Genomic DNA, 24,413 nt, shown 5'->3' with positions numbered 1-24,413 from the left:
TATTTTTTTATTTCTTAATCAGCTTTGCATTGGCTGTTTTGTTGTTATCAATTTTTACCGTTACCAGATAAGCTCCCTGTATCAAAGCCTGGGTATTCATCTTAGTCACCCTATTCTTCGTCTTAAAGTTCTGAAGCTGTCTTCCACTCATATCATACAGCATAATATCAGCTTCTTTAAAGTCAAAGCCGATTTCTACATAGGCATAATCTGATACCGGGTTTGGATAAATCTTAATGTCATATTTTTCTATCAGATCATTCACTTGTTTATCTCCCAGCTTTACAATCTTCCAGTTCTCCTTGCCTAATTCTTTGGCACTGGTTCCCGCTAAAACAATCGAGCCATCACGGTTCAGTTTCAAATCTGAAAGCCTTTCTTCTTTTTGTCTGGACTCTCCTGCTACATGTTTTCGCCACTGTTCATTTCCGTTGCCATCCAGATACAGCATCCAGAAAGTCTCATCATCTTTTTCTATTCTTCCTTCGGCCTGAGTGTAACCACCTAACAGAATTCCTTTTGAAGATTTGTCATCTGAAGAATGAATGACACTCATTCCCATCAGAATATCACGGTTTTTAAAATTGTAGGACTTCTGCCACTGCTCATCGCCTCTTTCATTAAGAGCAATCAACCAAAGGTCTGTACCTTCTTCAATGCCTACGGTTTTGTTTCCGGATCTTTCGGATCTGGATTCGCCACCGATGATATAACCGTTTGCAGTTAAAGCCAGTGTTCTGATATGATCATCTCCTTTCCCGCCAAAGTTCTTTTCCCATTCTACTTTTCCGGTTTTGTCCAGTTTGATGATCCAGTAGTCACCTTCACCTAAGTTTTCTGTAGATTTTGCGGTGCGGGATGCGGGATTCGAAGTGCGAGGTTCAGAAGATGATGCAGTTCCACGAGGGCTATCTCCGGATCCCGAAACACGGACCTCGGAACTCCTTGAGTAAATTCCCAATAAGGCTCCACCGTCTTTTGTTGGAATCATTTTCTCTACTTCGTCCAACCCTTTTCCGCCTAAGATCAATTGAGAAATTTCCTTTCCGTCTTTATCCAGTCGGGTGATCCAGACATCTTTGGATCCATAGCCTTGGGAAGAGCCTTGTACATTTCCGGCAACAAAAAAGCCCAAGTCTGTACTTTGAATGACTGCTCTGGCTTCTTCATCAGAAGAGGTTCCCAACGTTTTCTGCCATAATTCATCCCCGAATTCATTGATCCTGATCAGCCAGATATCTGATCCTCCTTTAGAATCGTCTTTCTTCTCCAGTCCTTTTCCTGAGTAAGAGGTTCCGGCCAATAAAAATCCACCATCCTGAGTGGTTACCGTTGCGGATAAGTAATCATGGTTATTTCCTGAGAAATACTTTTCCCAGGCTTCTTCTCCCTGCTGGTTCAGTTTAATCAGATGGAAATCATAACCGTTATTCTGTTTGTTTCCTTGTTGGAGTTTGTCGCTCTGTATAGAGCTTCCTGTAATGAGATACTGCTCATCGATGGTGGTAGTGACCTGGCTTAGAAAATCCTGAGTAGAGGATTTTATGTCTTTTTGCCACAGAACTTCCTGGGCAGAAAGCCCAAGAATGGTGCATACAGTACATGCACTGAGATAAATCTTTTTCATTCCCGTGTTATTTGAGTTTAATGATTAGCTTTTCAAATTTTGCGCAAATTTAGTTTTTTTTCATTCACACAAATCATATTAATGTGATTTAATATGATTTATTTTCAACTACATGGCTGTTTTATTGTGCTTCTATGACCCTTCATTGATCCTACAAATCTACTACAGCACTGCGACAAAACTCGACGTATTAACAACAAAAAAGGGCCAGCTCCGAAGAGCTAACCTTCAAAAAATTAACTGTTTATTGATTATTATGCTTATACTTTCTCTTATTGTAATAAAGAATTACTATCATTAATTTTAGGAACAGTAGTAATATTTGAAAACAAAGCTGAAGCTTTAAAAATATTTCCTTTAAACAAAGAATAGTTAACATTTAATGGTAGATTAAAAGGAACCGCAGAATTTGCTGAAATAAATTTACTATTTAATACTTCCAAAACCCCCAGCTGCCCAAAAGGTGTATCTAAAAATCCATTGGCACTATAATTATTGATATCACTATTTTTGATTACCATTTCAAAATTCGATTTTGGATTCAGGAAGGTAAGATTTTTAAATGTACTGTTATCTATAATCACTTTCTGTGAGCCATACGTTCCAATAAGAAGATTCATTGGGCCCGAAGACTCCACATGACAATTTCTGAAAATAACCGTTGGAGACTGGCTTCGGATATCCATATCTACAGGTAAACGAATTTCACAGCTATCAAATAACTGTTCATGATCTGTATTGGTAAGATAAAGGAGTGTTTTAGGTGCATACCCAAGGCTATTAAGATCAAATAAAGTATTGAAGTACTTAATAGACCCCAAAATAGTGGCTGCCGAAAAATTTCTATAGGCCCAGTTTCCTTTGCAATCTCTTACTGTTACACTACACTGCATCCCATAAACGTCAGGAAAAGAGATTGGAGAAAGCCCAGCATCAAAAGAAGTATCATTAATACAATCTTGAATAATAACATTTGTGGGCTTTTGTATACCATTTGCAATACTTACTAAACTATCTTTTATAGGCTGCTCTACTCTTTCACCAAAGTAAATATTTGAAAGAATAACAGTCTCCGCATCCCCCACTTCAATGCCTTTGCTGTAATTGAAAAGGAAATTATCACTTACTATGACTTTAGCATTTCTCCCAGCCGTAATATTAATTCCTTCACGAGAATTCTTAATCGTATTTCCATGAACCAAGTAGGTATAAGTTAAATCTCCTTCAATAGCGGGAGCCACAATAATTCCTTTCTTATCATGATTTTCTACATAGTTATTCACAATTTGGGCACCATGCGTTTTCTCCACCCAAATTCCTGCGTTAAATTCTCCTCCAATAGCATTATGCCCTTCTTTACAAATATTTCCGGCAATATAAACTTCCCCACTTTGGGTAGCGTACCTATCACATACAATCCCAATTCTCTGGTAGTCCAAACAATAGTTATTTGTGATTTTACAACCAAAAGCTGACATCACAATAATTCCATCACCATTTTGTCCTCTCGTTTTAGTTGTTTTACAATGATCAATATGAGCATAAGAGGATTTCAATGCTGTAATTCCAGCTCCCTGAACACTATTTACTTTTACATTCCTAATAAGACAATTTTCACTAGACTCCACATACAATCCTCCCCCAATAATACTGTCTCCAGTGCCAGCACCTGTCACCGTAATATTTTCAACAATGGCATCATCTTTAAGTTTAACTACAATGAGAACTCCTGCATTGGTTGTTCTTAACGTCCCTGTCCCAGTTATACTACACTTAGCTTCTATTTTTTGACTAATTCTAAACACTTTCCCTTCTGGTACTAAGAGAAATTTCTTCTGTTCTCCACAGTAATCTGTTGCCAACTTATAAGCTATAGTATCATCAGCAATATCATCCCCTTTTGCTCCAAACCATAATAAATTTACTGGTCCTTCGTAAGATCTTCTCCAGGCACCTATCCCCCCAACAGTTATAATAGTCCCATTATTTCCGGTACCAGAATATGCCCCATCCCAATAAAATTCACCACCACCACCATCATTGGCAGCATGATACCCTCTTACAATATAGAAATCGGCATCCGTATTTCCATTTTTAGTTTTTAAGTCTACAATTGAATTTAATGTCATAATTAATTATTTTAATGATTCAGGACAAAGCTATCCCATCAAAGCGACAGAACTCGACGTATTAAAAACAAAAAAGGGCCAGCTCCGAAGAGCCAACCCTCAAAACATTAACTGTTTATTGATTGAATTATGATGTTTCTTTATTTCCAGCCACCGCCAAGACTCTTATAGATATCTACAACAGTACTTAACTGTTTTTGTTTCGCTTCTATCAGCTCCATTTTAGCATCCAAAGCATCTCTTTGATTCAGAAGAACCTCAAGATAATCTGCTCTGGAATTTCTGAACAACTGGTTGGCAATATCAATAGACTGATCCAGGGCTTTTGTTTCCTGAGATTTCAATTGATAATACTGGTCTATATTTTTAATCTTCGACATCAGGTTGGCTACATCCAGATAAGCATTTAAAATGGTTTTATCGTATTCATATAATGCTTGTACCTGTTTGGCATCCGCAGTCTGAAAATTAGCTTTAATCGCACTTTTATTAATCAATGGTCCAGCCAGTTCACCTACAAGATTATAAGCAATAGACTCCGGCATTTTCACCAGATAAGAAGGTTTAAAAGCTTCCAATCCTAAGGTAGCCGAAATTTCCAATGATGGATAAAATTCTTTTCTTGCAGCCTCCACATCCAGCTTTGATGCTTTCAATTCCAATTCTGCCTGCTTGATATCAGGACGATTGGCCAATAATTGTGACGGAATTCCCGTATACACCGTTGGCGGAATGGTTGACATAAAGTTTTCCTTTGTTCTGACAATCGGTTGTGGATATCTTCCTAACAGAGCATTGATCTCATTTTCTTTTTCCGTAATCTGCTGACGAATGGTATATTCTGAAGCTTTGGATTTTGCCAATTCAGCTTCAAATTTCTTCACCGCCAATTCCGTTGCAGCTGCAGCTTCTTTCTGAATTTTGGAAATTTCCAATGCTCTTTGCTGAAGCTTGATATACTGTTGAATAATATCCAATTGATTATCCAGAGCCAACAATTCATAGTAATTATCCGCAACTTCCTCAATAAGATTAGACAATACAAAGTTTTTCCCTTCTACCGTAGAAAGATAATGAGCCACTGCAGACTCTTTTTCTGTTCTCAGCTTTTTCCAGATATCAATTTCCCAATTAGCCATCAAACCACCTTCAAAGTTCCCAAGAGGATCTGGTATTGCTTTACCCGCCTCCATTTCTGTACTGGCATCTCCGGCACCTTCACTCGTATAACGGCCTGCTTTTTTCAGTCCTGCTCCTATTCCGGCAGAAACAGTAGGGCTAAGTCTTCCTTTTTTAGCTAAAACTCCGCTCTTGGCTATTTCAATTTCCTGAAGAGTAATCATTAGCTCCTGATTGTTCTTTAAAGCAGTTTCAATAAGGCTTACCAGATTCGGATCCGTGAAGAACTGTCTCCAGGGAGTTGTTCCGCTGTTGTTATTTGCATCCTGCTGCTCTTCCTGATTGAAGTTCTGAGGTATATTTTCTTTTACCTCGTCTTTTATGACGGTCGCCATTGGCGCCTTACAACTTGCTAACACAAGAGATAAGGCAATGGCTGTTATTATATTTTTAGTCTTCGAATTTTCCATCGTGTTCATAAGGTTCAGTTTGTTCTGTTAAAGGATTTTCTTCTTCATATCTTGCCAGCCTCGACTTTTCAGCAATGGTTCCGAAAATGTAATACAATCCTGGAATAATCATCAGCCCGAAAACAGTTCCTATCAACATCCCTCCAGCTGCAGCTGTTCCAATGGTACGGTTTCCAATGGCTCCGGGACCTGTTGCAATCACTAACGGAATCAATCCGGCAATAAAGGCAAATGAGGTCATCAGGATCGGACGGAAACGAATGGCAGCACCTTCAATAGCAGCTTTTGCCACAGAAATTCCCTCTTCTGCTTTCTTCTGTACCGCAAATTCAACAATCAATACAGCATTCTTTCCTAAAAGCCCAATAAGCATTACCATCGCTACCTGAGCATAAATATTGTTTTCCAATCCTAACAATTTTAAGCATAAAAATGCCCCAAAAATACCAGTAGGAAGAGATAAGATCACCGGTAACGGAAGAATAAAGCTTTCATACTGGGCAGCAAGGATCAGGTATACAAATCCAAGACACACCAGGAAGATAAATACCGCTTCATTTCCACGGCTCACTTCATCTTTAGAAATCCCAGCCCAATCAATACCAAACCCTCTAGGAAGGGTTTTATCCGCAACTTCCTGAATGGCTTTAATAGCCTGCCCGCTACTGTATCCCGGTGCCGGAGTTCCACTCACCTCTGCAGAATTGTACATATTATGTCTTGTAATCTCAGACAGTCCATATACTTTTTCAAGATGCATAAAGTCTGAATACGGCACCATCTGATCCTTATCATTCTTCACATACAATTTTAAAAGATCCGTTGGCAATGCCCGATATTGAGGCCCTGCCTGAACAATCACCTTATAAGGCCTGTCAAACCGGATAAAACTGGTTTCATAGTTTGAACCGATAAGGGTTGACAGGTTATCCATCGCCTTTGCAATAGTTACCCCTTTCTGCTCTGCAAGATCATTATCCACACGAAGCATATACTGAGGGAAACTCGCAGAATAGAAGGTAAATGCAGAACCCAGTTCCGGGCGTTTCTTCAGCTCCTTCACAAAATCATTACTCACCTGCTCCATTTTATGATAATCACCACTTCCTGCTTTATCCAGTAAACGAAGTTCAAAACCTCCGGCAGCTCCATAACCAGGAATAGATGGTGGTTGGAAAAACTCAATATTGGCTCCCGGAATATTTTTGGCTTTTTCTTCAAGCTTTTCAATAATTTCAGCGGCAGATTCTTTACGTTCATCCCAACTTTTAAGGTTGATCAAGCAGGTTCCTGAGTTGGATCCTGTCCCCTCTGTTAAGATCTCATAACCCGCCAGTGAAGAAACAGATTTCACTCCGTCAACATCTTCAGATTCTCTCAACAGCTCTTTAGCAATCTGATTGGTTCTTTCCAAGGTAGATCCAGGCGGAGTCTGAATAATCGCATAAATCATCCCTTGGTCTTCAGCAGGAATAAACCCTGATGGAAGAGAGTTACTCAGGAAGAATGTACAGGCACAAAATGCCAATAATAACGGCAATGTGATTCCCTTTTTGGTAACTGTTTTCTTCAGCATTCCTTCATATTTCCCAGCACCTTTTGTAAACAGGTTATTGAATTTATCAAGGAAAACAGTAATCGGAGTCTTCTTCTTAGCTTTTCCGTGGTTATTTTTCAGGATTAAAGCACATAAAGCTGGCGTCAGAGTTAAAGCCACAACCCCCGATAGAATAATGGACGATGCCATGGTAATCGAGAATTGACGATAAAATACCCCTACAGGTCCAGACATAAACGCAATCGGAATGAATACCGATGCCATTACCAAAGTAATTGCGATAATGGCCCCGCTGATCTCATGCATGGCTTCTTCCGTAGCTTTTAAAGGGGAAAGATTTTTTTCTTCCATCTTGGCATGGACGGCTTCAATAACTACAATGGCATCATCAACGACGACCCCAATGGCCATTACAAGGGCAAAGAGTGAGATCATATTCAAGGTAATACCAAATGCTGACATCACAGCAAATGTTCCTACCAATGAAACCGGAACCGCTAATGCCGGAATTAAGGTTGAACGCCAGTCTCCAAGGAAAAGAAATACCACAATAGCAACCAGTATAAAGGCTTCAAATAAGGTATGGATTACTTTTTCCATAGAAGCATCCAGGAATCTGGAAACATCATAGCTGATATCATAATGCATTCCTTTAGGGAAAGTATTCTTTTCAAGATCCGCCATTAAAGCTTTTACGTTTTTGATAACGTCGCTGGCATTAGATCCATAAGACTGTTTTACGGTAATTGCCGCAGAAGGCTTCCCATTCAATGTAGAATAAATATCATACATTGAACTTCCGAATTCAATATCAGCAACATCTTTTAACCTGATCGATTCACCATCTGGTTTTGCCCTTAAGATAATATTTCCATAATCTTTTTCATTATTAAAACGACCTGGATATTTCAATACATATTCAAATGACTGAGAACGTTTCCCTGAACTTTCCCCGGTTTTTCCCGGAGAAGCTTCCAAACTCTGGTCATTTAAAGACTCCATCACTTCATCTGCGGAAATGTTATAAGCTGTTAACCTATCAGGCTTAAGCCAGATACGCATTGCATATTCACGGGTTCCCAAGATATCAGCAAAGCCTACTCCACTTACCCTTCTCAATTCAGACATTACGTTAATATCTGCATAATTGAACAGGAATTTCTGATCGGCTTTAGGATCGTCACTGTACAGGTTAATGTACATCAACATATTTGGTTCTTCACGGGTAATTTTCACCCCTTCACGAACTACCAGAGGAGGTAATTTATTAACCACGGAAGATACACGGTTCTGAACGTTTACCGCTGCAACATTGGGATCTGTTCCCAGGTCGAATACCACCTGAATGGATGCCTCTCCATCATTTCCGGCATCTGAGGTCATATATTTCATACCCGGAACCCCATTTAACCCTCTTTCCAAGGGAATAACAACAGATTTAATCAATAATTCGTTGTTAGCTCCGGGATATTCTGCGGTAATATTTACTTTAGGTGGAGAAATTGAGGGAAACTGAGTCACCGGAAGTTTTACCAATGACAGAATTCCCATAAACACAATAATCAATGAGATTACAATAGACAGAACAGGTCTGCGGATGAATTTCTTAAACATACTACTTCACTTTAGAGACCATTACTCTGCTTTTAATTTCAATGATTGAAGAACCTTTTTAGGATCCTGGAACTTTGTTTTTACTTTTTGATCATCCTTCACCTTCTGAACGCCTTCCAAAAGAATCTGATCTCCTTTTGAGATTCCCGAACCTACCACATACAGATCCGGAAGCTCATAAGCAACTTTAATATTTCTGGATTTCGCTGTACCGTTTTTATCAATAACAAATACATATTTCTGATCCTGAATTTCGTAGGTAGCTTTCTGAGGAATAATAAGAGCATTGTGAACCGGCATTGTCATTTGCACTTTTCCGGTTTCTCCGTTTCTCAGAAGCTTATCCGGGTTTGGAAACTTTGCTCGGAAAGCAATATTTCCGGTTTCATTGTCAAATTCCCCTTCAATAGTCTGAATTTCTCCTTTTTGAGAATACGTTTCTCCATTTGCTGTAATCAGAGATACCTGATTGCTTCCTCTGTCTGCAGCATGCGTCTGATAGCTCAGATATTCCGGTTCAGAAACGTTGAAATATGTGTAGATACTTGTATTGTCTGACAAAGAGGTCAACAAATCTCCTTCATCTACCAAGCTACCCAACTTTAAAGGAATTCTATTGATAATCCCTGAAAACGGAGCTTTAATATCGGTAAAAGACAAATGGATTTGTGCTAATTTCATTTCTGCATTGGCTGCATCCAACTTAGCTTTAGCCATAGCCTTTTCATTCTTTGATACGATATTGTTTCCGGCTAATGTACTTGCATTTTTCAGTTCAATAGAAGCCTGTTCTACCTCTGCTTTTGCCTTTAATAATTCTGCCTGATAAAGTTTAGGCATGATACGGAACAGGGTTTGCCCTGCCTGTACATACTGACCTTCATCAACAAAAATTTTCTCAAGGAATCCTTTTTCCTGAGCCCGAACTTCAATGTTCTTTACAGACTGGATCTGAGCTACATATTCCTTATTAATCACAGTGTCCATCACTACCGGTGATGTTACCGGATAAGTGGTTACTTCTTCTTTCTCCTCTTTTTTCTTATTGCAGCTTACAGCCAGTAAAAGGATACTCAATGCAATACCTGAGGCAACTCTTTTTATCATAATTCGAGAGTTTTATAAATCGTTAATGTTTTGAATAGAAATAAATGGTAATTAAAGAATAGTACGAAGTGATGATTACCAACATACACAACGAAAAGCATTCCCACCTGAAATCAGGCAGAACTTCACTAGGAAAAATGAAATTTTAAATTCTAATGGAACGGATCAGAATGAATTTTTTAGCAGTAAGCCCCCAAATAAACCCATGAATATCCGGTTTAAACTGCTTGTTGCTTTTTAATCCAAAAATATAGACAAGACTGAAAACTCCGGCAAGAACAACGATAGCCTGAAATACATCAGACAGCTGAAAGTCATTTTCGGCAAGTTCTAAAGTTGAATTATCTACAGAATCGGCCATTTGCTGAACAGTAAGCTTTTCAAATGTCTGATTCAGCTTATTGGCTCTTTTAGGGAGATGATGAGAAACATGACCGGAATAGTCATTTCGCAGTGTTTTAACATTCAATCTGCTTTCTACTACAAAGAGCAGAAAAAGACCGGTTAAAAAATATACTATAAAGTTTCTCATTTTGAAGTCGCAAATGTACACTTAGATTGTTATATCATCATAATAGATTAACAAAATTTAACGCTTCTTTAAATAACCTGAATATAAAATCTTATTAAATATTAAACACCATGAAAAACAGACATTTATCAATTAACAAAGCCTCTTATCAATACAATAATACCTTTTGTTTCTTTCTTTTGCCATTGAGCTATGTTTTGTTTTTCGACATTTTATTTCGAACATACTTACGATTCAGGGAAAATATCAACCTAAAAAACTAAACTTTATCATGATTTCAAATTATTAATACAAGCGTATTGTTATTCTCTTAATTTTGAATTATTTTTGCCGAAAATTTAAACAACAAATGAACAATGAAAAAACTTTCCTCTATCCAACTGAGAATAAATCGGTTAAAAAAACAACCCCAATCCTCTCAATCACAAATTTCTTACTCTAAATAATCAGTTTTTGTTTCTCTGAAGAATGTTTTAAAAATAATGGAAAAAACCAAAACGTTTAAAACATCATGTTAGTTTATGAAAAATTAACACATATTTATTAAAAATATTTGTATTTTTATATAGCATTAATATCATGATTCATGAAACACTTTAAAATCACTTATCACTATGAAAAAATTATTACCAACAGTTCTTTTGGGATTGGCCGTTCTTTCCTCAACAGCGTGTAAACATCCCGGAAAAGATGCTGAAACCGTTACCACTGCTACTCCTGAAAATACAGATGACATTTCGAAAAATGTATATGTTGACAGCTACGGAGAAAAAATAGAAGTAACTATCAACCGTTCTAAAAATACAGCAACGGTACATTTAAACGGTAAAACTTACGACCTTAAAAAGAGTGATGCTTTGCCAGACTACACAGCCTCTAATGAGGAGTATCAATACTCTGAAATTAAAGGGAATATCACTTTTTTAAAGAAGAATGTAGATATGGTACTTTTCCATCTTAAACAGGCAAAAAAAGAATCAGGTCCTGCAAAAATGGCATCGTATTAGCATAAGTACAAACAGAAAATTTAAAATTTAAAATTTATGAAAAGCTTGTATTACTATTTATCCGCTCTTTTCCTAGCTGTATTTCTTGTATCTTGCCAGACACAGACTGCACAGAAACCAACAACAGATATTACAGGAAAGACCTGGAAATTAACGGAACTTAATGGTCAGCCGATCAAGTTAAAAAATCCAAAAAGCAACCCTTATTTCAAACTTAATATGAATGGGATGAGATATGAAGGTAATGCAGGATGTAATGGATTAGGAGGTACTTTTGAGATTAAACAGGACATCATGAGAATCAAATTCAACCAAGGAATGTCTACCATGATGGCTTGCGAAGATCTTGATATCGAAAATCAGTTTACAAAGGCTATCCTTGCAGCTGATAACTATTCTGTGAACGGAAATACGCTAACATTGAACAAAGCAAGAATGGCTCCTTTAGCTAAATTTGTTCTTGAATAAGAAAAAATAATTAGATTTAATATAAAAAGACGTCCTTCTATGGGGACGTCTTTTTTACTTTTTGTGATATATCATATAGCAAATCAAAAGACTGATATTCACCAAAACAGCAAATGAGTTTGATAAAATAATAGGAAGTTCATTTTTTACAAAACCATACCACACCCATAAAGATAACCCGGAAATAAGGATCAAAAGCATAAGCAGAGAAATATCTTCCACATTTTTCTCCCGAACCACTTTTATAAGCTGCGGAATCATGTATATGGAAGTGAGTACTCCTGCAATGATTCCTAATAGGTTATCATTCATACATTGTAGTCTTTTAAGATTTATATTCTGATGAAAATTACTTAAATCTATTCAGTGAAACTTCTTCATGCAATGGAATATCTTCTTCAATAAAACGGAATAAATCTCTTGCAAAGTAACAACCGTTCAGAATCCCTCTTGCTCCCAGCCCATTGAAAACATATAAATTGCTATGAATTTCATGTCTTCCAATAATCGGTCTCCTATCTTTTACCGTAGGCCTAAACCCAAAATTTACTTCTTTCACTTCAAAATCATAAGGGTAGAATTCTGACAACCCATTGACTAACTGATTCACTGCAGATTCATCAATGTGGTGGTGAAGCTGCTCACGGTCATAAGTTCCACCATAGAAATAAAGTCTGTTCCCCGTTGGAAAAAGGAAGTGTTTCTTTTTAATGGTTATATTTTCCGGGATAGGTTGAGAAAGCTCAACTTTTATGTGGTGTCCTTTATTGGGGGTCACATTGATATCTGAAAAGTAGGGATTATTTTTTACTCCCATTCCTTCACAGAAAATAATATTTTTGAAATTAAAATCGTTGTAAATTCCTTCCGAAGGGTTCAATTTAGCATATTCAAATTTTTCACTGATAAGAAAACCTCCTTTTTCGAAATAATTGAATAGACCTATGAAAAATCCATTAACATTCAACCTGGCAGACTGATTCACCTTTCCTGTGAGAAAATCATTTTTTACCACATTTAAAGACTCAAATTTTTCATTCAAAAACTTTGATAATTCTTCATTTCCGGATTTTTTAAGCCAAAGCTTCTGTTCATTCTCATCATGAAAAATTCTATGAATAGAGGCATCAATCAAATAATTTTCACCAGTATACGATTCTATCTCCTTCAAACTGTTCTTCAGAAAATCAATTTGCTCCTGAGCCTTCCAAAATGTGGTAAACTTTTTAAGAACCACAGGATTGATAATCCCTGCAGAAACCTGCGAAGCGCTTTTTCTTCCTTCGGAAAAAATGACAAATGATTTGTTATTTTTAATTAGCTGATGAGCTAAAAAAAGCCCAGCATATCCATCTCCTACAATAATATAATCTACATTTCTCATAATAAAAAAAACCTGAGTAAAAATACTCAGGTTTTGTATAAATATCAAATGAAATTTAGTAATTCCACATATCATTTTCCATTTCAAGGATCTGCGACTTAATTCTGTCACTTTCTTCTAACTGATCGTCAGCATCTTTAGGGATATAGTCTTTAATAGTACCGTCTCCTAAACCGCTTGAAGATTTATAGATAACAGAAGAGAATCTTCTTGCATTGATGATATCATCAAAAGATAGATCTGCAGAAGAATTTTTTCTGTTGTAAACATAATTGTTTGCTAAGATATCTCTTGCATTCGGATAGAAAATCCAGAATAGGTCGATAAGGTCATCATTGCTAGCAATTGGCTTCCCATCTGGTCCTATAACTCCCTGTACTGCAGGGTCTGGCCCCATTGCTGCAATACCTAGAGGTCTGTATTTCATTTGTCCGTCTCTCTTATCTATGAACCACATACCCATAATTTTAAGAACTTTCACTTTCTCAGTAGTCGTCTTAAATACGTCGGTATATTCTTTTTTCTCCTGTTCAGTTAATTGTCTTCCAGAGTTTAGAATATCGATAGCTGCATCGTTGATTCTAACGTTCTCCAATCTTTTCTGGATTCCTTCCGGTGAAAGCTTCACCGTAAAGTTTTCATCGTCATACACCTGCTCAATTTTACCACTTAAAGCTGCATCTAACAGTAACTGGTATAGAGATCTTGTAGGGGTAGAAAGAAGACCATCCGGATTATCATAGTAAAATGGCTGATTGATCTTATCATTCATATCGATGATTTCCCAAACAAACATACTCTTAAGGATGTCTTTGTCTTCCACAAATCCATATTCAAGAGGCTTTACTGTTTTATCAATAATAGTATCACCAACTTTTTGTTTGTTCTCCGCTCTCATCTGTCTAAACTCTTCTGGAGAAGAAGCGTTCAGAATAGTCTGGGAAAATGCAAATCCCGAGACTACTACTAAAAGGGTGCTAATATATTTTTTCATAATAAATTACAATTTTAGTCCTATTGAACATTAATAATTATAGGAGTAATGTTTTTAATCTGCTGACCTTCCAATCCTTGTGCTGTTGCTTTGATATCGAAGATAGATACTACATCTCCTGTTCTCAGATTCTTGATTAATCCTGCTGCATCATTTAATGTATTCCCATGGATTAATAGTGCAGCTCTACCTGGTACTCTTACCATGAATTGTGTTACGTTGAACGAAACAGGGAAATCGAAGTCAGGAATAGCAGCCTGTACAGATTGGTTAGGAATAGAAGATGCCGGCATCGACAATACATTCTGTCCTCTCATCTGACCCTGAGGTGGCGGAACATTCTTGATTCTATATTCAAATACCTGAGATACTGTTTTTCCATAAGGATCTACACCAGATAATGTAATTTTCACTGTAGTTCCTGTTGAAGGTTTTACAATCCACTTACCAGGACCTGTATTTCTTACAGAAGCTCCCGGAGCTGATAATGAAAGTTTAGAGTTGTCTGCACCTAAGATAGATCCTGATACAGGGTTCTCTAATCCTCTATACATTACATTCATTTTATCAGCAGAAAGTAATAATCCTTTTTCAAGTTTCACTTCTCTAGGTCCTGCAATTACATTGTAAGTATGCGTCCAAGGGAAAGATTGTGGCTTACCTGAAGCATCTGTTAATGTAATAGTTCCGGCTAGTTTATGTTCACCAATACCAGCTCCTGAAATAGGAATGATTCCTTTACCATTTTCCTGCTTGCTTACTCCAGAGATATTGATCTTATTACTGTTAGAATAAGTACCCAGCATTACTTTTACTTCAGCCTGCTTACCAGCCTGAATATCCGTAGGTCCGGAAACAATTGGCTCATAGCTTGTAAACTTAATACTAGCATCTACTTTTTCCTGAAGCATTAAAGCTAATGCATCGGATTGTACATTTCTGGCATCATTTTGGATAATTTCCAAATTAGATATTGCAGCAATTAATGGCTGATGATAGAATTTATTTTGGAACCAAGTCTTTTCGTTTGGAGATTTTCCTTTAGGATATTCCGCGATAAGAGACTTGTTAGCTCTCTCAACTAAATCCGTAAGCTGAGGGTTGTTACCAAAAGTTGCATTAATATAATTTCTTACATCATCAATTTTAGCTTTTAAGTCTAATGCATTTTTCGATGGTGTATTTTCGTCTCCTTCTTTAAAGAAGTATTCTGTAGTGGCTTCGTTATTGTTAAGGGCAGCGAAATTTTCACTTACATCAATATCTTTTCCTGTTTTAGGATCTTTATCATGAAATTCAGATTGTTTTTTCAACAAATCCTTGATCTTTTGAGCATGTTCTACCAATGCATCAATTTTACCTTTTAAAGTCTTGTAATCTTGCCAAGGTTTTGAATACGTATCCGGAACTTGCTGAGCCTTAGCTTCAAGCGTTTTTTCAAAGATCTTTTCGTTCTTCTTCTCTGTTAGAGTTCTTGTTTCATTTAACGCTCGGGTAGAGTCGTAATATGATCTGATGATTTCTGCGTCAATGTTTAGGGCCATCATCGCGATGAACACCAGATACATCAGGTTGATCATCTTCTGACGAGGGGTCTGTTTTCCTTGTGCCATTCTCTTTTCTTTGTTTTTTGATTAAATAGTTTAAGTTCAGAAATGGTTAGGAATTAAGACTTCATAGCAGTTAGCATACCACCATAAACTCTATTTAAATTATTAAGATTAGAGGTTAAACCTTGTAGCTCTTGATTGAATTTCTCAGAATGTTCAACAGATTTCTGCATGTCTGAAACATATTTAGTAGCAAATTCTGCTTGCTTCTTACCGCTTTCCAACTGCATCGCATATAATGCATTCATACTTTCCATATGCTGAGCAGCCTTGTTCAACTGATCGTTATATTTATGGGTCGAAGCAGAAACGTCAACAGTTTGGTTGATTTGATCTACAGAACTTGAAAACTTGTCAATTCCAGTTCTTAGTCTTTCGAATAGTTGAACATCTAATCTCGCATCTTCAAGCATTTTATCCAATTTAGTAGAAAGAGAATTTTCTAATTCTGCAAAGTGGTTACCTGTATTTCTAGTTGTTACATTTGAGTGTAATGGGTTTGGGTTAGCATGTTTATCTAATAATTCAGGGTAAACATTTTCCCAAGCATAAGACTCTTCAGTTTTTGGAGGGTCGAAAGCGAAAATAATAAAGATAATCGCTTCTGTAATAAGCCCTACCGTAAGAGCAATATTACCGTTAATTGGTCCCAAAGTAATGTGAGTAATTTTAAGCCAAGCTCCAAGAATTACAATTGCAGCACCGAATGAATAGAAGAAATTCATCCAAGCATCTTTCGTCTTAAACATATTGAGTTAGTTTTTTTAATGTTAAATAAAATTGTATTGAAAAATAATTGTTTTGGTTTTGTTATCTGTTAACTCTTCTTGGCTTAACAGCTGCTTCAGGAATGTCCTGTACAGTTCTAAATCCGATATAGCTTCTTGCTGAATCTTTTCTCTCCCAATCTCTTGCACCCGTCATTAACGCATATCCTATATCTTTCCAAGATCCACCTCTTACAGATTTTTTAGTATCCTTTTTATCTTTAGTAGAAGGATTTAATGTAGAAGAGAATCCATAAGAAGAGTTGTTATACGCAGATTCTGTCCATTCAGAAACGTTTCCAGCCATATCAAATAACCCAAATCCATTTTTCTTAAATTTCTTAACTGGAGCTGTATATGTATAAGTACCTTTTTTCTCGTCTTCCATGTAGTTACCTCTCTTAGGTTTGAAGTTAGCTAAGTAGCAACCTCTATCATCCATTAAATATGGACCTCCCCAAGGGTAAGTGGCATTTTGCATACCTCCTCTTGCAGCATATTCCCATTCGATTTCTGTTGGAAGACGGAACTGCAATGGTCTTTGTTTCTTTCTTTTTAAACTTTCGTTATAGTCAGTTTTCAATTTAGATCTGAAGTTACAATAAGCTCTTGCCTGATCCCAGGTAACACCAACTACAGGGTAGTTTTTGTAAGCTTTATGCCAAAAATATTGTTCAAATAATGGCTCATTGTAAGCAAAGTGGAAATCTTTTACCCAAACCGTAGTATCGGGATAAATCGCGATACTCTGGCTCTTAAGGTAATTCGCTCCTCTTTCGTTATCTGCAAGTGCTGCATCCATATCCCCCCAACGGTAAGTATACTTCAGTTTACTAACATCTAAAATTCTTTCGTTTCCAATTCTTGAAGAAGCAGGCAGATACATAGATTCCAGAACTTCTGCGTATTCTACATCCGGATACTTTGTAGTACTCCAGTGTAAAGGAATTTTCCAATCTAATCTTTTGCTTGCATCATAGGTACCGTCTTCACGGCCACCCTGCCCTTCCATATATTCCTGATAAGGTGTTAAATTTTCTTCTTTTTTAGCAAGGTATGCATAATCTCCTATGCTTGCTCCTCTACGACCGCCTTCATCACCACCTTCTCCGGCTGCTTCAGCGAGTAGAGTTCTTGCGATAGAATCTCTTACATAGTTGATAAATACCCTGTATTCTGCATTGGTAGTTTCTGCTTCATCCATGAAGAAAGAAGAAACAGTAACTGTCTTCAATGATGCTTTTTCAGGTGTATTTGTTGGGTCCTGGTCTGCTAAACCAGCAACAAATGAACCTGCAGGAATTGCAACCATTCCGTATGGTCGCTCCGCAACAAATGATTTCGTTTTTTCTCTTGGTATCAATTCTCCTTTTGTTCCTGGCTTCCCTACAGAAGAGCTGCCACCACCTGAACAAGATACCGATGCTACCGACGCAGACAATAATAAAAGAAATATCCTTTTCATGTTAATTTTTATAATTAAGCCGTAAATATATAATTTTTTTAAGAAACTTTTAAGATTTATTTTGAAATAACGAAAGAAATCTAAATTTATTTTATTTACACCTAATTTTTATTCTACAGTTACAGATTTTGCCAAATTTCTTGGCTGATCTACGTTCGCTCCTCTATATACAGCAATGTAATAGGCAAGCAGCTGTAACGGCACTGAAGCCACAATTGGAGAGAAACATTCTGAGGTTTCAGGAATTTCAATAACATAATCTGCCATTTCACTAACCTGACGGTCACCTTTGTTAACAACAGCTATAATTTTCCCTTTTCTTGCTTTGATTTCCTGAACATTGCTTACAATTTTATCATAGTGTCCTTTTTTAGGTGCTATAATAACAATTGGCATATTTTCATCAATCAGAGCGATAGGTCCGTGCTTCATTTCTGCTGCAGGATACCCTTCTGCATGGATATAAGAAATTTCTTTTAGTTTTAATGCTCCTTCTAAGGCAGCAGGATAATTATACCCTCTTCCTAAGTAAAGGAAGTTGGTCGCTTTCACAAAATCTTTTGCAATATTCTGAGCCAACTCATGAGTGGTATTCAATACTTCTTCAATCTTCTTAGGAATAGCTTCAAGCTCTGCAATTAAGCTCATAAATTCGGCATTTCCTAGATTTCCGTTATGCTTACCTAATTTAAATGCAATTAAAGTAAGGATAGTAAGCTGTGCTGTAAATGCTTTTGTAGAAGCAACCCCAATTTCAGGACCTGCATGGGTATATGAACCAGCATCTGTAATTCTTGCAATAGATGAATCTACTACGTTACAAATACCATATATAAATGCACCTTTTTCTTTGGCAAGTTTTAAAGCGGCCATTGTATCTGCCGTTTCTCCTGATTGAGAAATCGCAATTACAACATCTTTATCAGTAATGATAGGATTTCTGTATCTAAATTCTGAAGCATATTCTACCTCTACCGGAATTCTTGCATATTCTTCGATAAGATATTCTCCGATAAGACCTGCATGCCATGAAGTTCCACAAGCAATGATAATAATTCTATTAGCATTTTTGAACTTTTCTACATGATCCCAAATTCCCGCCATTTTGATAACTCCCTCATCTACAATAAGTCTCCCTCTCATGGTATCATGAATAGATTTAGGCTGTTCAAAGATTTCTTTCAACATGAAGTGCTCGTATCCTCCTTTTTCGATCTGCTCTAAGCTTAATTTAAGCTCCTGAATTTCAGGTTCAATCTTAGAGTTTTCATTAATTGTTCTGATATCTACTCCGGTTTCTAAAGAAATAGTTGCCATATGACCTTCTTCAAGATAAATAGCTTCTTTCGTAAATTCTACAAAAGGAGAAGCATCAGAAGCAATAAAATATTCATTTTCCCCAAGTCCGATAGCTAAAGGAGAGCCTAATCTTCCTACAACCAATACTCCTGGATAATCTTCGTGAAGTACTGTTATAGCATATGCTCCATATACTTCATTTAAGGCATATCTTACTGCTGCCGGGAAATCAATCTCCGGATTAAGATCCATAAAATATTGAATAAGGTTTACCAATACTTCAGTATCTGTTTCTGATTTGAAAGTAAATCCTTTTTCAGTAAGCATTGTTTTAATGGTATCGTAATTTTCAATAATACCATTATGCACTAGTGCTATTTTTCCATTATTTGACAAATGCGGGTGGGAATTTCTGTCGCTCGGAACTCCATGGGTAGCCCAACGGGTGTGTCCCATACCAATTTTGGCTGTTCCTTTTAATTGCTTCGAAATATTCACCAAATCCTCTACTTTACCTTTTGTTTTTTCTACTTCAAATTTGTTGTTTGAACCTTCTAAAACAATTCCGGCACTGTCATATCCTCTGTATTCAAGTCTTCTAAGACCGTTAATTACGATCTCATAAGCATCCTGAAAACCTGTATATCCTACTATTCCGCACATATTTATTTTGTCTTGTGTTTATTGTGTTTTTATTTATTATTAGCTGTTGAATAAGTAACCTTAAGCTGAACTCTCGTTTTATTCGTTTCAGTTTTATCCGATCCTATAAGAACAACTCTGTTCATGTCAGTAGCTCTGGTTGTATATTTGGGTCCATAAATACCTCCATTAGGGTTTTTCACAAATGCTCCTAAATTAAGGTATAGTATTTTATCTACCGCAGATACTTCAGGTTTTTCAACAATATCCTTAAGAGTTTGTGTAACTACAAAATCATAATATTCATATTCAACATTTTCTATGGTTGTTTTACCATAATAATACATTGGAAACCCTTTTGACATATCTGCTGTAAGTGCAAGGTCTTTGTCTGCAGTAGTATTTGTTACTGGTAGAAGAGTAAATTTACGATCAGCTGCTACAGACTCTGCATTAGCAAATGTTTTATTTTTATCTACAAACACTCTTATTTTAGCCCCTACAATACCCGCTTTATCTGTGCTAAATTTGCTCTTCAAAAGTTCAATTGTAGATTTTTCAATTTTCAATCCAATTGAAGGACCTCCCATTCCCTGAACAAAAAGCGCTTCATCACCTTCTGTTGTATTGTATTTCTTCGCCTGATCATAACCAGAGTTTGCTCTAGTATATTCATACTGTCCTAAATGAGCATTCTGGCTTCCCAAATCAAAATTAAGTATTGATTGTGATCTGGTTACCGTACCATTATCTGTTTTATCAGATTTATAGTACATTATAAGCTGCATATCATTAGGAGCAAACTGGAAAAGATAACCATCATTATTCTCTACAGAAAGTTTGATTCCTTTAAAAAATCTTGTAAAGTTAGCTGCATCCTGAAGTACAGGTTTTCCTTTTTGATCAAGAATATTTTCTTGGAAAAAAGTTTTATCCAAATTTATTCTAAAACCTAGTTTACCATCAAATACATTGGTGTTATCTGATTTTTTGGTAATGGTTACTGTGCTTACATTTCCATCAAAAGTAGCAGATCCAAGTAATTTATTATCTGTTCCGATTTGCCCATTAGAGTATGTGAACTGTGTTTTGCTTGCATCTATGAAATCAGTAACTTGCTGTACATTAATTTTCATAGACTTAAAATTTCCATCTGTATTACCGTATCTACGAACCGGATATGTTTTCTTTTCTATTGAAACGGTTACTTTATCATTACCGACTAGGAAATCATTTTTATCATAAGCACCGGGTGCTACTACTTTGTCTGCAAAATAATAAGTATCATCAGCTGTATTCGCGGGTGTTCTTACTACCAACACAACAGAATCCACTACTGGTTTATCTCCAAAATCAAAACTGGCCGGCATCCTCAGTTGAGTAATATAAGATGCTTTCTGCATTCCGAACTGGTCATCTTTAAAAGCTCCCAGAACAGCTACAGAAGTTCCTCCTGTAGCAAAAAGCCTTGTCCCATCACTTTTGATAGAGTCATTATTATTGATATTGTAGGCAATAACACGATATGAAGTTTCATTACCTGTTGCTCCATCTTTATCAAAGAGCTGCTGACCAAGAGAATCCGGATCCGGTTCACAGTTATAAAGAATTGCACTTCCGAAAACCGCCAATAGAAGCATGGCGAAAGTTCTTTTAAGAGTATGAGTCATTAAAAATGTGTTTTTTAATAAAGTTGATTTATAGAATCTACGTCAAGATACTCCGACTTTAGAGTCGCTGTTTCATTGAAAGCCTTATCCAGATCTTCATCCAGGAATTCGTCTCCTTTTACAACAGTATCTACATAGTTCATACTTTCGATAACGAAATTTTTGATTGTTGGGTTATCTAACGCTTTTAAGCCTGAAATATTATCAAACTTCAGCTTTTCATCGATCTTTTTATCAAGCTCAGCCTCTTTCTCGTTGTATAGAGAAAGAACAATTTTCGCATCCTTGAAATAAGTATCTGATTCGTAGTAAGTTTTAAGATAAATTGGGACAAATGAAGACATCCACCCATTCAAATGAATAACATCCGGTACCCAGTTCAGTTTTTTGATGGTTTCAATTACTCCTCTTGCAAAGAAAATAGCTCTTTCATCATTATCGTCGAAGGGGTTTCCTTCATCATCGAAATAATATTGTTTTCTTTTGAAGTATTCTTCGTTGTCTATAAAGTAAACCTGCAGTCTTTCCCCCGGAAGAGACGCTACTTTAATGATAAGCGGCTGATCCAGGTCGTTGATGATAATATTCATCCCTGAAAGACGGATCACCTCATGAAGTTGGAATTTCCTCTCACTTATTTGTCCAAATCTTGGCATAAAAACTCTTACATCATTGCCTTCATTGTGCATCTTAAGCGCCATTTTGTTTACCACAGCGGCCATATTTGTATCTTCCTGGTACGGATACATCTCTGTAGTAATGTACAGTATTTTTTGATTCGGCATAAACTTTCTATCTAATTTTTGTAAAAATGCTTTAATGTGCAAAATTACAAAAAAACATCCAACATTATTTTAATTAACATTTTTTTACGAAAATTCCCTTTCTCAAATTGGTAAAAACACATTTTATTATATGATATTTTTAGTATTTTTGAATAAGTATTAAAATAAACTATGGAAGTTATAAAAAACAGGAAAACCCTTCAGGATTTCATTGAAAGACAGAAGGAAATGGGAAAAAGAATTGGCTTTGCCCCTACGATGGGAGCTCTGCACAAGGGACATCTTTCCCTGTATGAGGAAGCAAAAAAGGAGAATGACCTTGTGATTTCTTCAATTTTTGTAAATCCAACTCAATTTAACAATCCTGAAGATCTGGAAAAATATCCGAGAGACATCAACAGGGACATCCTGATTCTGGAAAAATCTGGATTGGTAGACGCGGTTTATATTCCTGAAGTTACCGATATTTATCCTGAAAAAGCAGAAAGCCAACACTATGATTTTGATGGATTGGAAAATGAAATGGAAGGAAAATCCAGACCCGGGCATTTTGACGGCGTAGGAACCGTTGTAGAGGAATTATTCAGACAAGTAAAGCCTGATAATGCTTATTTTGGAGAAAAAGACTTCCAGCAGCTGGCCATCATCAGGAAAATGGTTGATAAAAAACATCTTCCGGTTAAAATAAAAGGAGTTTCTATTTACAGAGCAGACAATGGACTCGCATTAAGCTCAAGAAACCAAAGACTTCATGAAGACCGCAAAGAAGCTTCAAAAATCATTTACGAAACCTTAAAGAAAGTAAATGATTGGTTCAGAACGGTTAGTATTCCTGAAATTAAAGAAAGAGTAACTGATATTTTTAACAATCAGAAAGGGATGCAATTGGAATATTTCCTGATTGCCGATGAAAACACATTACAGGAAACCGACTTCTTCTATAAAGACAGAAAGTTCAGAGCATTTATCGTAGTAGTTGTGGATGGAGTCCGATTAATTGACAATATGCATTTGGATTAATAGACATTCACAAAGGTTATTCCTTAATAAAATACAGCTCTGATCATTTGAATGGTCAGAGTTTTTCATTTAAATGCTTTACTCCCAATATTTATTTTAGATTACATGCAAAAAAAATCAAAGGCCTCCGGAAGGAAGCCTTTGAAACACCAAATCACAAAATATTAATATGAAAAAAATTTACTTTTCAGTAAACTTGTGACCCGGCTGGGATTCGAACCCAGGACCCATACATTAAAAGTGTATTGCTCTACCAGCTGAGCTACCGAGTCGGCCACAATTAGGAATAAATATTCTTAATTATAAAATTTTCTTTGCAGTGCCTGCGACTGGACTCGAACCAGCACATCCTTAGGAAACCACCCCCTCAAGATGGCGTGTCTACCAATTTCACCACGCAGGCAATAAAATTACAAAATCTGTAATTTTTATTGCTAGTGACCCGGCTGGGATTCGAACCCAGGACCCATACATTAAAAGTGTATTGCTCTACCAGCTGAGCTACCGAGTCGGCCACTTATTAAACAAGTTTTCATTTAAGCAATGTCCCTTGTTTTAAGTGGTGCAAAGATATGACTTTTTTCTTTATCTCAAAACTTTTTCGCAAATTTGTTTAAAAAAAATTCATGATAATTTCACTAATTGGATACATGGGAAGTGGCAAATCTCACATTTCCAAAATATTAAGCGACAAAATAGATTTTAAATTGATAGATCTTGATAAAGAAATTTCCAGAAGAAATAAATTAACCATTCCTGAAATTTTTGAAAAAAAAGGAGAAATTCACTTTAGAAAACTGGAAAGAGAGGCTCTTGAAGAAATATTAGCTTCAGAAGAGAATGTAATATTAAGTCTTGGGGGCGGAACTCCTGTTTACTATAATAATATGGAGATCATCAATCATAATTCCAGAAGTGTCTTTTTAAGGACTTCCGTAGGGACATTGGTTGAAAGACTTTCTAAACAAAAGGAAAAAAGGCCATTAATTGCCAATATTTCAGATAAAGACCTTCCGGAATTTATTGCCAAGCATTTATTTGAAAGAAATCAGTTTTATAGTAAAGCTCAAATTAGTGTAGGGACTGATGACAGAGAACCTGAAGATATAGTTAAGGAAATAATAGAAAAGCTCTATCTCTAGAGCT

The 24,413-nt window shown here is 36.4% G+C and carries 19 protein-coding genes and 3 tRNA genes; 4 read left to right on the top strand and 18 right to left on the bottom strand.

From position 1 onward, the window contains the following. Window positions 1-7: 7 nt before the first annotated feature. The 6 genes from CHSO_RS05415 to CHSO_RS05390 all read right to left on the bottom strand — a co-directional run bounded on the left by CHSO_RS05415 (window position 8) and on the right by CHSO_RS05390 (window position 10,156). A complete protein-coding gene (locus CHSO_RS05415) occupies window positions 8-1,627 on the bottom strand; it encodes a T9SS type A sorting domain-containing protein (protein WP_045493268.1) in 1,620 nt (539 codons plus the stop codon). A gap of 272 nt (window positions 1,628-1,899) precedes the next feature. Further along, window positions 1,900-3,756: a right-handed parallel beta-helix repeat-containing protein gene (locus CHSO_RS05410; RefSeq protein ID WP_045493265.1), complete on the bottom strand. Its 1,857-nt coding sequence runs from the start codon at window positions 3,754-3,756 to the stop codon at window positions 1,900-1,902. Between the two features lie 140 nt (window positions 3,757-3,896). Continuing rightward, window positions 3,897-5,354 carry a TolC family protein gene (locus tag CHSO_RS05405; RefSeq protein WP_045493262.1) on the bottom strand — a complete coding sequence of 486 codons (1,458 nt, stop codon included), beginning with the start codon at window positions 5,352-5,354 and terminating at the stop codon, window positions 3,897-3,899. Beyond that, window positions 5,326-8,517: an efflux RND transporter permease subunit gene (locus tag CHSO_RS05400; protein WP_045493259.1), complete on the bottom strand. Its 3,192-nt coding sequence runs from the start codon at window positions 8,515-8,517 to the stop codon at window positions 5,326-5,328. Before CHSO_RS05400 ends, CHSO_RS05405 begins: the two co-directional genes overlap by 29 nt. Before the next feature lie 21 nt (window positions 8,518-8,538). Continuing rightward, window positions 8,539-9,621 carry an efflux RND transporter periplasmic adaptor subunit gene (locus tag CHSO_RS05395; protein WP_045501948.1) on the bottom strand — a complete coding sequence of 361 codons (1,083 nt, stop codon included), beginning with the start codon at window positions 9,619-9,621 and terminating at the stop codon, window positions 8,539-8,541. 148 nt (window positions 9,622-9,769) lie between these two features. Continuing rightward, window positions 9,770-10,156 carry a hypothetical protein gene (locus tag CHSO_RS05390; protein WP_045493256.1) on the bottom strand — a complete coding sequence of 129 codons (387 nt, stop codon included), beginning with the start codon at window positions 10,154-10,156 and terminating at the stop codon, window positions 9,770-9,772. A gap of 614 nt (window positions 10,157-10,770) precedes the next feature. Between CHSO_RS05390 and CHSO_RS05385 the strand changes: the two genes are divergently transcribed. Next, window positions 10,771-11,163, top strand: a complete 393-nt coding sequence (locus CHSO_RS05385; RefSeq protein WP_045493244.1) for a hypothetical protein — start codon at window positions 10,771-10,773, stop codon at window positions 11,161-11,163. A 36-nt stretch (window positions 11,164-11,199) separates the two neighbouring features. Next, window positions 11,200-11,631 (top strand): META domain-containing protein, encoded by a 432-nt coding sequence (locus tag CHSO_RS05380; protein ID WP_052480490.1) that lies wholly within the window; start codon window positions 11,200-11,202, stop codon window positions 11,629-11,631. 54 nt (window positions 11,632-11,685) lie between these two features. Here the strand turns inward: CHSO_RS05380 and CHSO_RS05375 are convergent, their stop codons facing one another. The 9 genes from CHSO_RS05375 to CHSO_RS05335 form a co-directional block, all read right to left on the bottom strand. Continuing rightward, entirely contained in the window at window positions 11,686-11,943 is a 258-nt protein-coding gene (locus CHSO_RS05375) for a SemiSWEET transporter (RefSeq protein ID WP_045493241.1), read from the bottom strand. A gap of 37 nt (window positions 11,944-11,980) precedes the next feature. Next, entirely contained in the window at window positions 11,981-13,015 is a 1,035-nt protein-coding gene (locus CHSO_RS05370; RefSeq protein ID WP_045493238.1) for an NAD(P)/FAD-dependent oxidoreductase, read from the bottom strand. Window positions 13,016-13,070: 55 nt separating this feature from the next. Next, window positions 13,071-14,009: a gliding motility protein GldN gene (gene gldN, locus CHSO_RS05365; RefSeq protein ID WP_045493235.1), complete on the bottom strand. Its 939-nt coding sequence runs from the start codon at window positions 14,007-14,009 to the stop codon at window positions 13,071-13,073. A 20-nt stretch (window positions 14,010-14,029) separates the two neighbouring features. After that, window positions 14,030-15,622 carry a GldM family protein gene (locus CHSO_RS05360; RefSeq protein WP_045493232.1) on the bottom strand — a complete coding sequence of 531 codons (1,593 nt, stop codon included), beginning with the start codon at window positions 15,620-15,622 and terminating at the stop codon, window positions 14,030-14,032. Window positions 15,623-15,675: 53 nt separating this feature from the next. Beyond that, on the bottom strand, window positions 15,676-16,368 hold the full coding sequence (gldL, locus tag CHSO_RS05355) for a gliding motility protein GldL (RefSeq protein ID WP_045493229.1): 693 nt from the start codon (window positions 16,366-16,368) through the stop codon (window positions 15,676-15,678). A 61-nt stretch (window positions 16,369-16,429) separates the two neighbouring features. After that, window positions 16,430-17,851 (bottom strand): gliding motility lipoprotein GldK, encoded by a 1,422-nt coding sequence (gene gldK, locus CHSO_RS05350; protein WP_045493226.1) that lies wholly within the window; start codon window positions 17,849-17,851, stop codon window positions 16,430-16,432. A 108-nt stretch (window positions 17,852-17,959) separates the two neighbouring features. Then, entirely contained in the window at window positions 17,960-19,813 is a 1,854-nt protein-coding gene (gene glmS / locus CHSO_RS05345) for a glutamine--fructose-6-phosphate transaminase (isomerizing) (RefSeq protein ID WP_045493222.1), read from the bottom strand. Window positions 19,814-19,842: 29 nt separating this feature from the next. Then, window positions 19,843-21,462 carry a DUF4270 family protein gene (locus CHSO_RS05340; protein WP_084220934.1) on the bottom strand — a complete coding sequence of 540 codons (1,620 nt, stop codon included), beginning with the start codon at window positions 21,460-21,462 and terminating at the stop codon, window positions 19,843-19,845. Between the two features lie 14 nt (window positions 21,463-21,476). Beyond that, window positions 21,477-22,247: a glycogen/starch synthase gene (locus CHSO_RS05335; RefSeq protein WP_045493219.1), complete on the bottom strand. Its 771-nt coding sequence runs from the start codon at window positions 22,245-22,247 to the stop codon at window positions 21,477-21,479. A gap of 171 nt (window positions 22,248-22,418) precedes the next feature. Between CHSO_RS05335 and panC the strand changes: the two genes are divergently transcribed. Further along, window positions 22,419-23,267 (top strand): pantoate--beta-alanine ligase, encoded by an 849-nt coding sequence (gene panC, locus CHSO_RS05330; protein ID WP_045493216.1) that lies wholly within the window; start codon window positions 22,419-22,421, stop codon window positions 23,265-23,267. A gap of 199 nt (window positions 23,268-23,466) precedes the next feature. Here panC and CHSO_RS05325 read toward each other — a convergent pair. From CHSO_RS05325 to CHSO_RS05315, 3 genes are all read right to left on the bottom strand, one after another. Continuing rightward, window positions 23,467-23,539, bottom strand: a tRNA-Lys gene (locus CHSO_RS05325). A gap of 48 nt (window positions 23,540-23,587) precedes the next feature. Continuing rightward, window positions 23,588-23,670, bottom strand: a tRNA-Leu gene (locus CHSO_RS05320). A gap of 35 nt (window positions 23,671-23,705) precedes the next feature. Then, window positions 23,706-23,778: transfer RNA gene (locus tag CHSO_RS05315), tRNA-Lys, on the bottom strand. Window positions 23,779-23,893: 115 nt separating this feature from the next. Between CHSO_RS05315 and CHSO_RS05310 the strand changes: the two genes are divergently transcribed. Then, entirely contained in the window at window positions 23,894-24,409 is a 516-nt protein-coding gene (locus CHSO_RS05310) for a shikimate kinase (RefSeq protein ID WP_045493214.1), read from the top strand. Window positions 24,410-24,413 lie beyond the last annotated feature (4 nt).

This window comes from Chryseobacterium sp. StRB126 (genome assembly GCF_000829375.1).
Classification (GTDB): domain Bacteria; phylum Bacteroidota; class Bacteroidia; order Flavobacteriales; family Weeksellaceae; genus Chryseobacterium.
This window is presented reverse-complemented; position numbering and strand designations above follow the sequence as displayed.

Excerpts from the sequence above, each read along its gene's own strand:
- CHSO_RS05415 (WP_045493268.1), bottom strand. The coding sequence starts at position 1,627 with ATGAAAAAGATTTATCTCAGTGCATGTACTGTATGCACCATTCTTGGG.
- CHSO_RS05410 (WP_045493265.1), bottom strand. The coding sequence starts at position 3,756 with ATGACATTAAATTCAATTGTAGACTTAAAAACTAAAAATGGAAATACG.
- CHSO_RS05405 (WP_045493262.1), bottom strand. The coding sequence starts at position 5,354 with ATGAACACGATGGAAAATTCGAAGACTAAAAATATAATAACAGCCATT.
- CHSO_RS05400 (WP_045493259.1), bottom strand. The coding sequence starts at position 8,517 with ATGTTTAAGAAATTCATCCGCAGACCTGTTCTGTCTATTGTAATCTCA.
- CHSO_RS05390 (WP_045493256.1), bottom strand. The coding sequence starts at position 10,156 with ATGAGAAACTTTATAGTATATTTTTTAACCGGTCTTTTTCTGCTCTTT.
- CHSO_RS05385 (WP_045493244.1), top strand. The coding sequence starts at position 10,771 with ATGAAAAAATTATTACCAACAGTTCTTTTGGGATTGGCCGTTCTTTCC.
- CHSO_RS05380 (WP_052480490.1), top strand. The coding sequence starts at position 11,200 with ATGAAAAGCTTGTATTACTATTTATCCGCTCTTTTCCTAGCTGTATTT.
- CHSO_RS05375 (WP_045493241.1), bottom strand. The coding sequence starts at position 11,943 with ATGAATGATAACCTATTAGGAATCATTGCAGGAGTACTCACTTCCATA.
- CHSO_RS05370 (WP_045493238.1), bottom strand. The coding sequence starts at position 13,015 with ATGAGAAATGTAGATTATATTATTGTAGGAGATGGATATGCTGGGCTT.
- gldN (WP_045493235.1), bottom strand. The coding sequence starts at position 14,009 with ATGAAAAAATATATTAGCACCCTTTTAGTAGTAGTCTCGGGATTTGCA.
- CHSO_RS05360 (WP_045493232.1), bottom strand. The coding sequence starts at position 15,622 with ATGGCACAAGGAAAACAGACCCCTCGTCAGAAGATGATCAACCTGATG.
- gldL (WP_045493229.1), bottom strand. The coding sequence starts at position 16,368 with ATGTTTAAGACGAAAGATGCTTGGATGAATTTCTTCTATTCATTCGGT.
- gldK (WP_045493226.1), bottom strand. The coding sequence starts at position 17,851 with ATGAAAAGGATATTTCTTTTATTATTGTCTGCGTCGGTAGCATCGGTA.
- glmS (WP_045493222.1), bottom strand. The coding sequence starts at position 19,813 with ATGTGCGGAATAGTAGGATATACAGGTTTTCAGGATGCTTATGAGATC.
- CHSO_RS05340 (WP_084220934.1), bottom strand. The coding sequence starts at position 21,462 with ATGACTCATACTCTTAAAAGAACTTTCGCCATGCTTCTATTGGCGGTT.
- CHSO_RS05335 (WP_045493219.1), bottom strand. The coding sequence starts at position 22,247 with ATGCCGAATCAAAAAATACTGTACATTACTACAGAGATGTATCCGTAC.
- panC (WP_045493216.1), top strand. The coding sequence starts at position 22,419 with ATGGAAGTTATAAAAAACAGGAAAACCCTTCAGGATTTCATTGAAAGA.
- CHSO_RS05310 (WP_045493214.1), top strand. The coding sequence starts at position 23,894 with ATGATAATTTCACTAATTGGATACATGGGAAGTGGCAAATCTCACATT.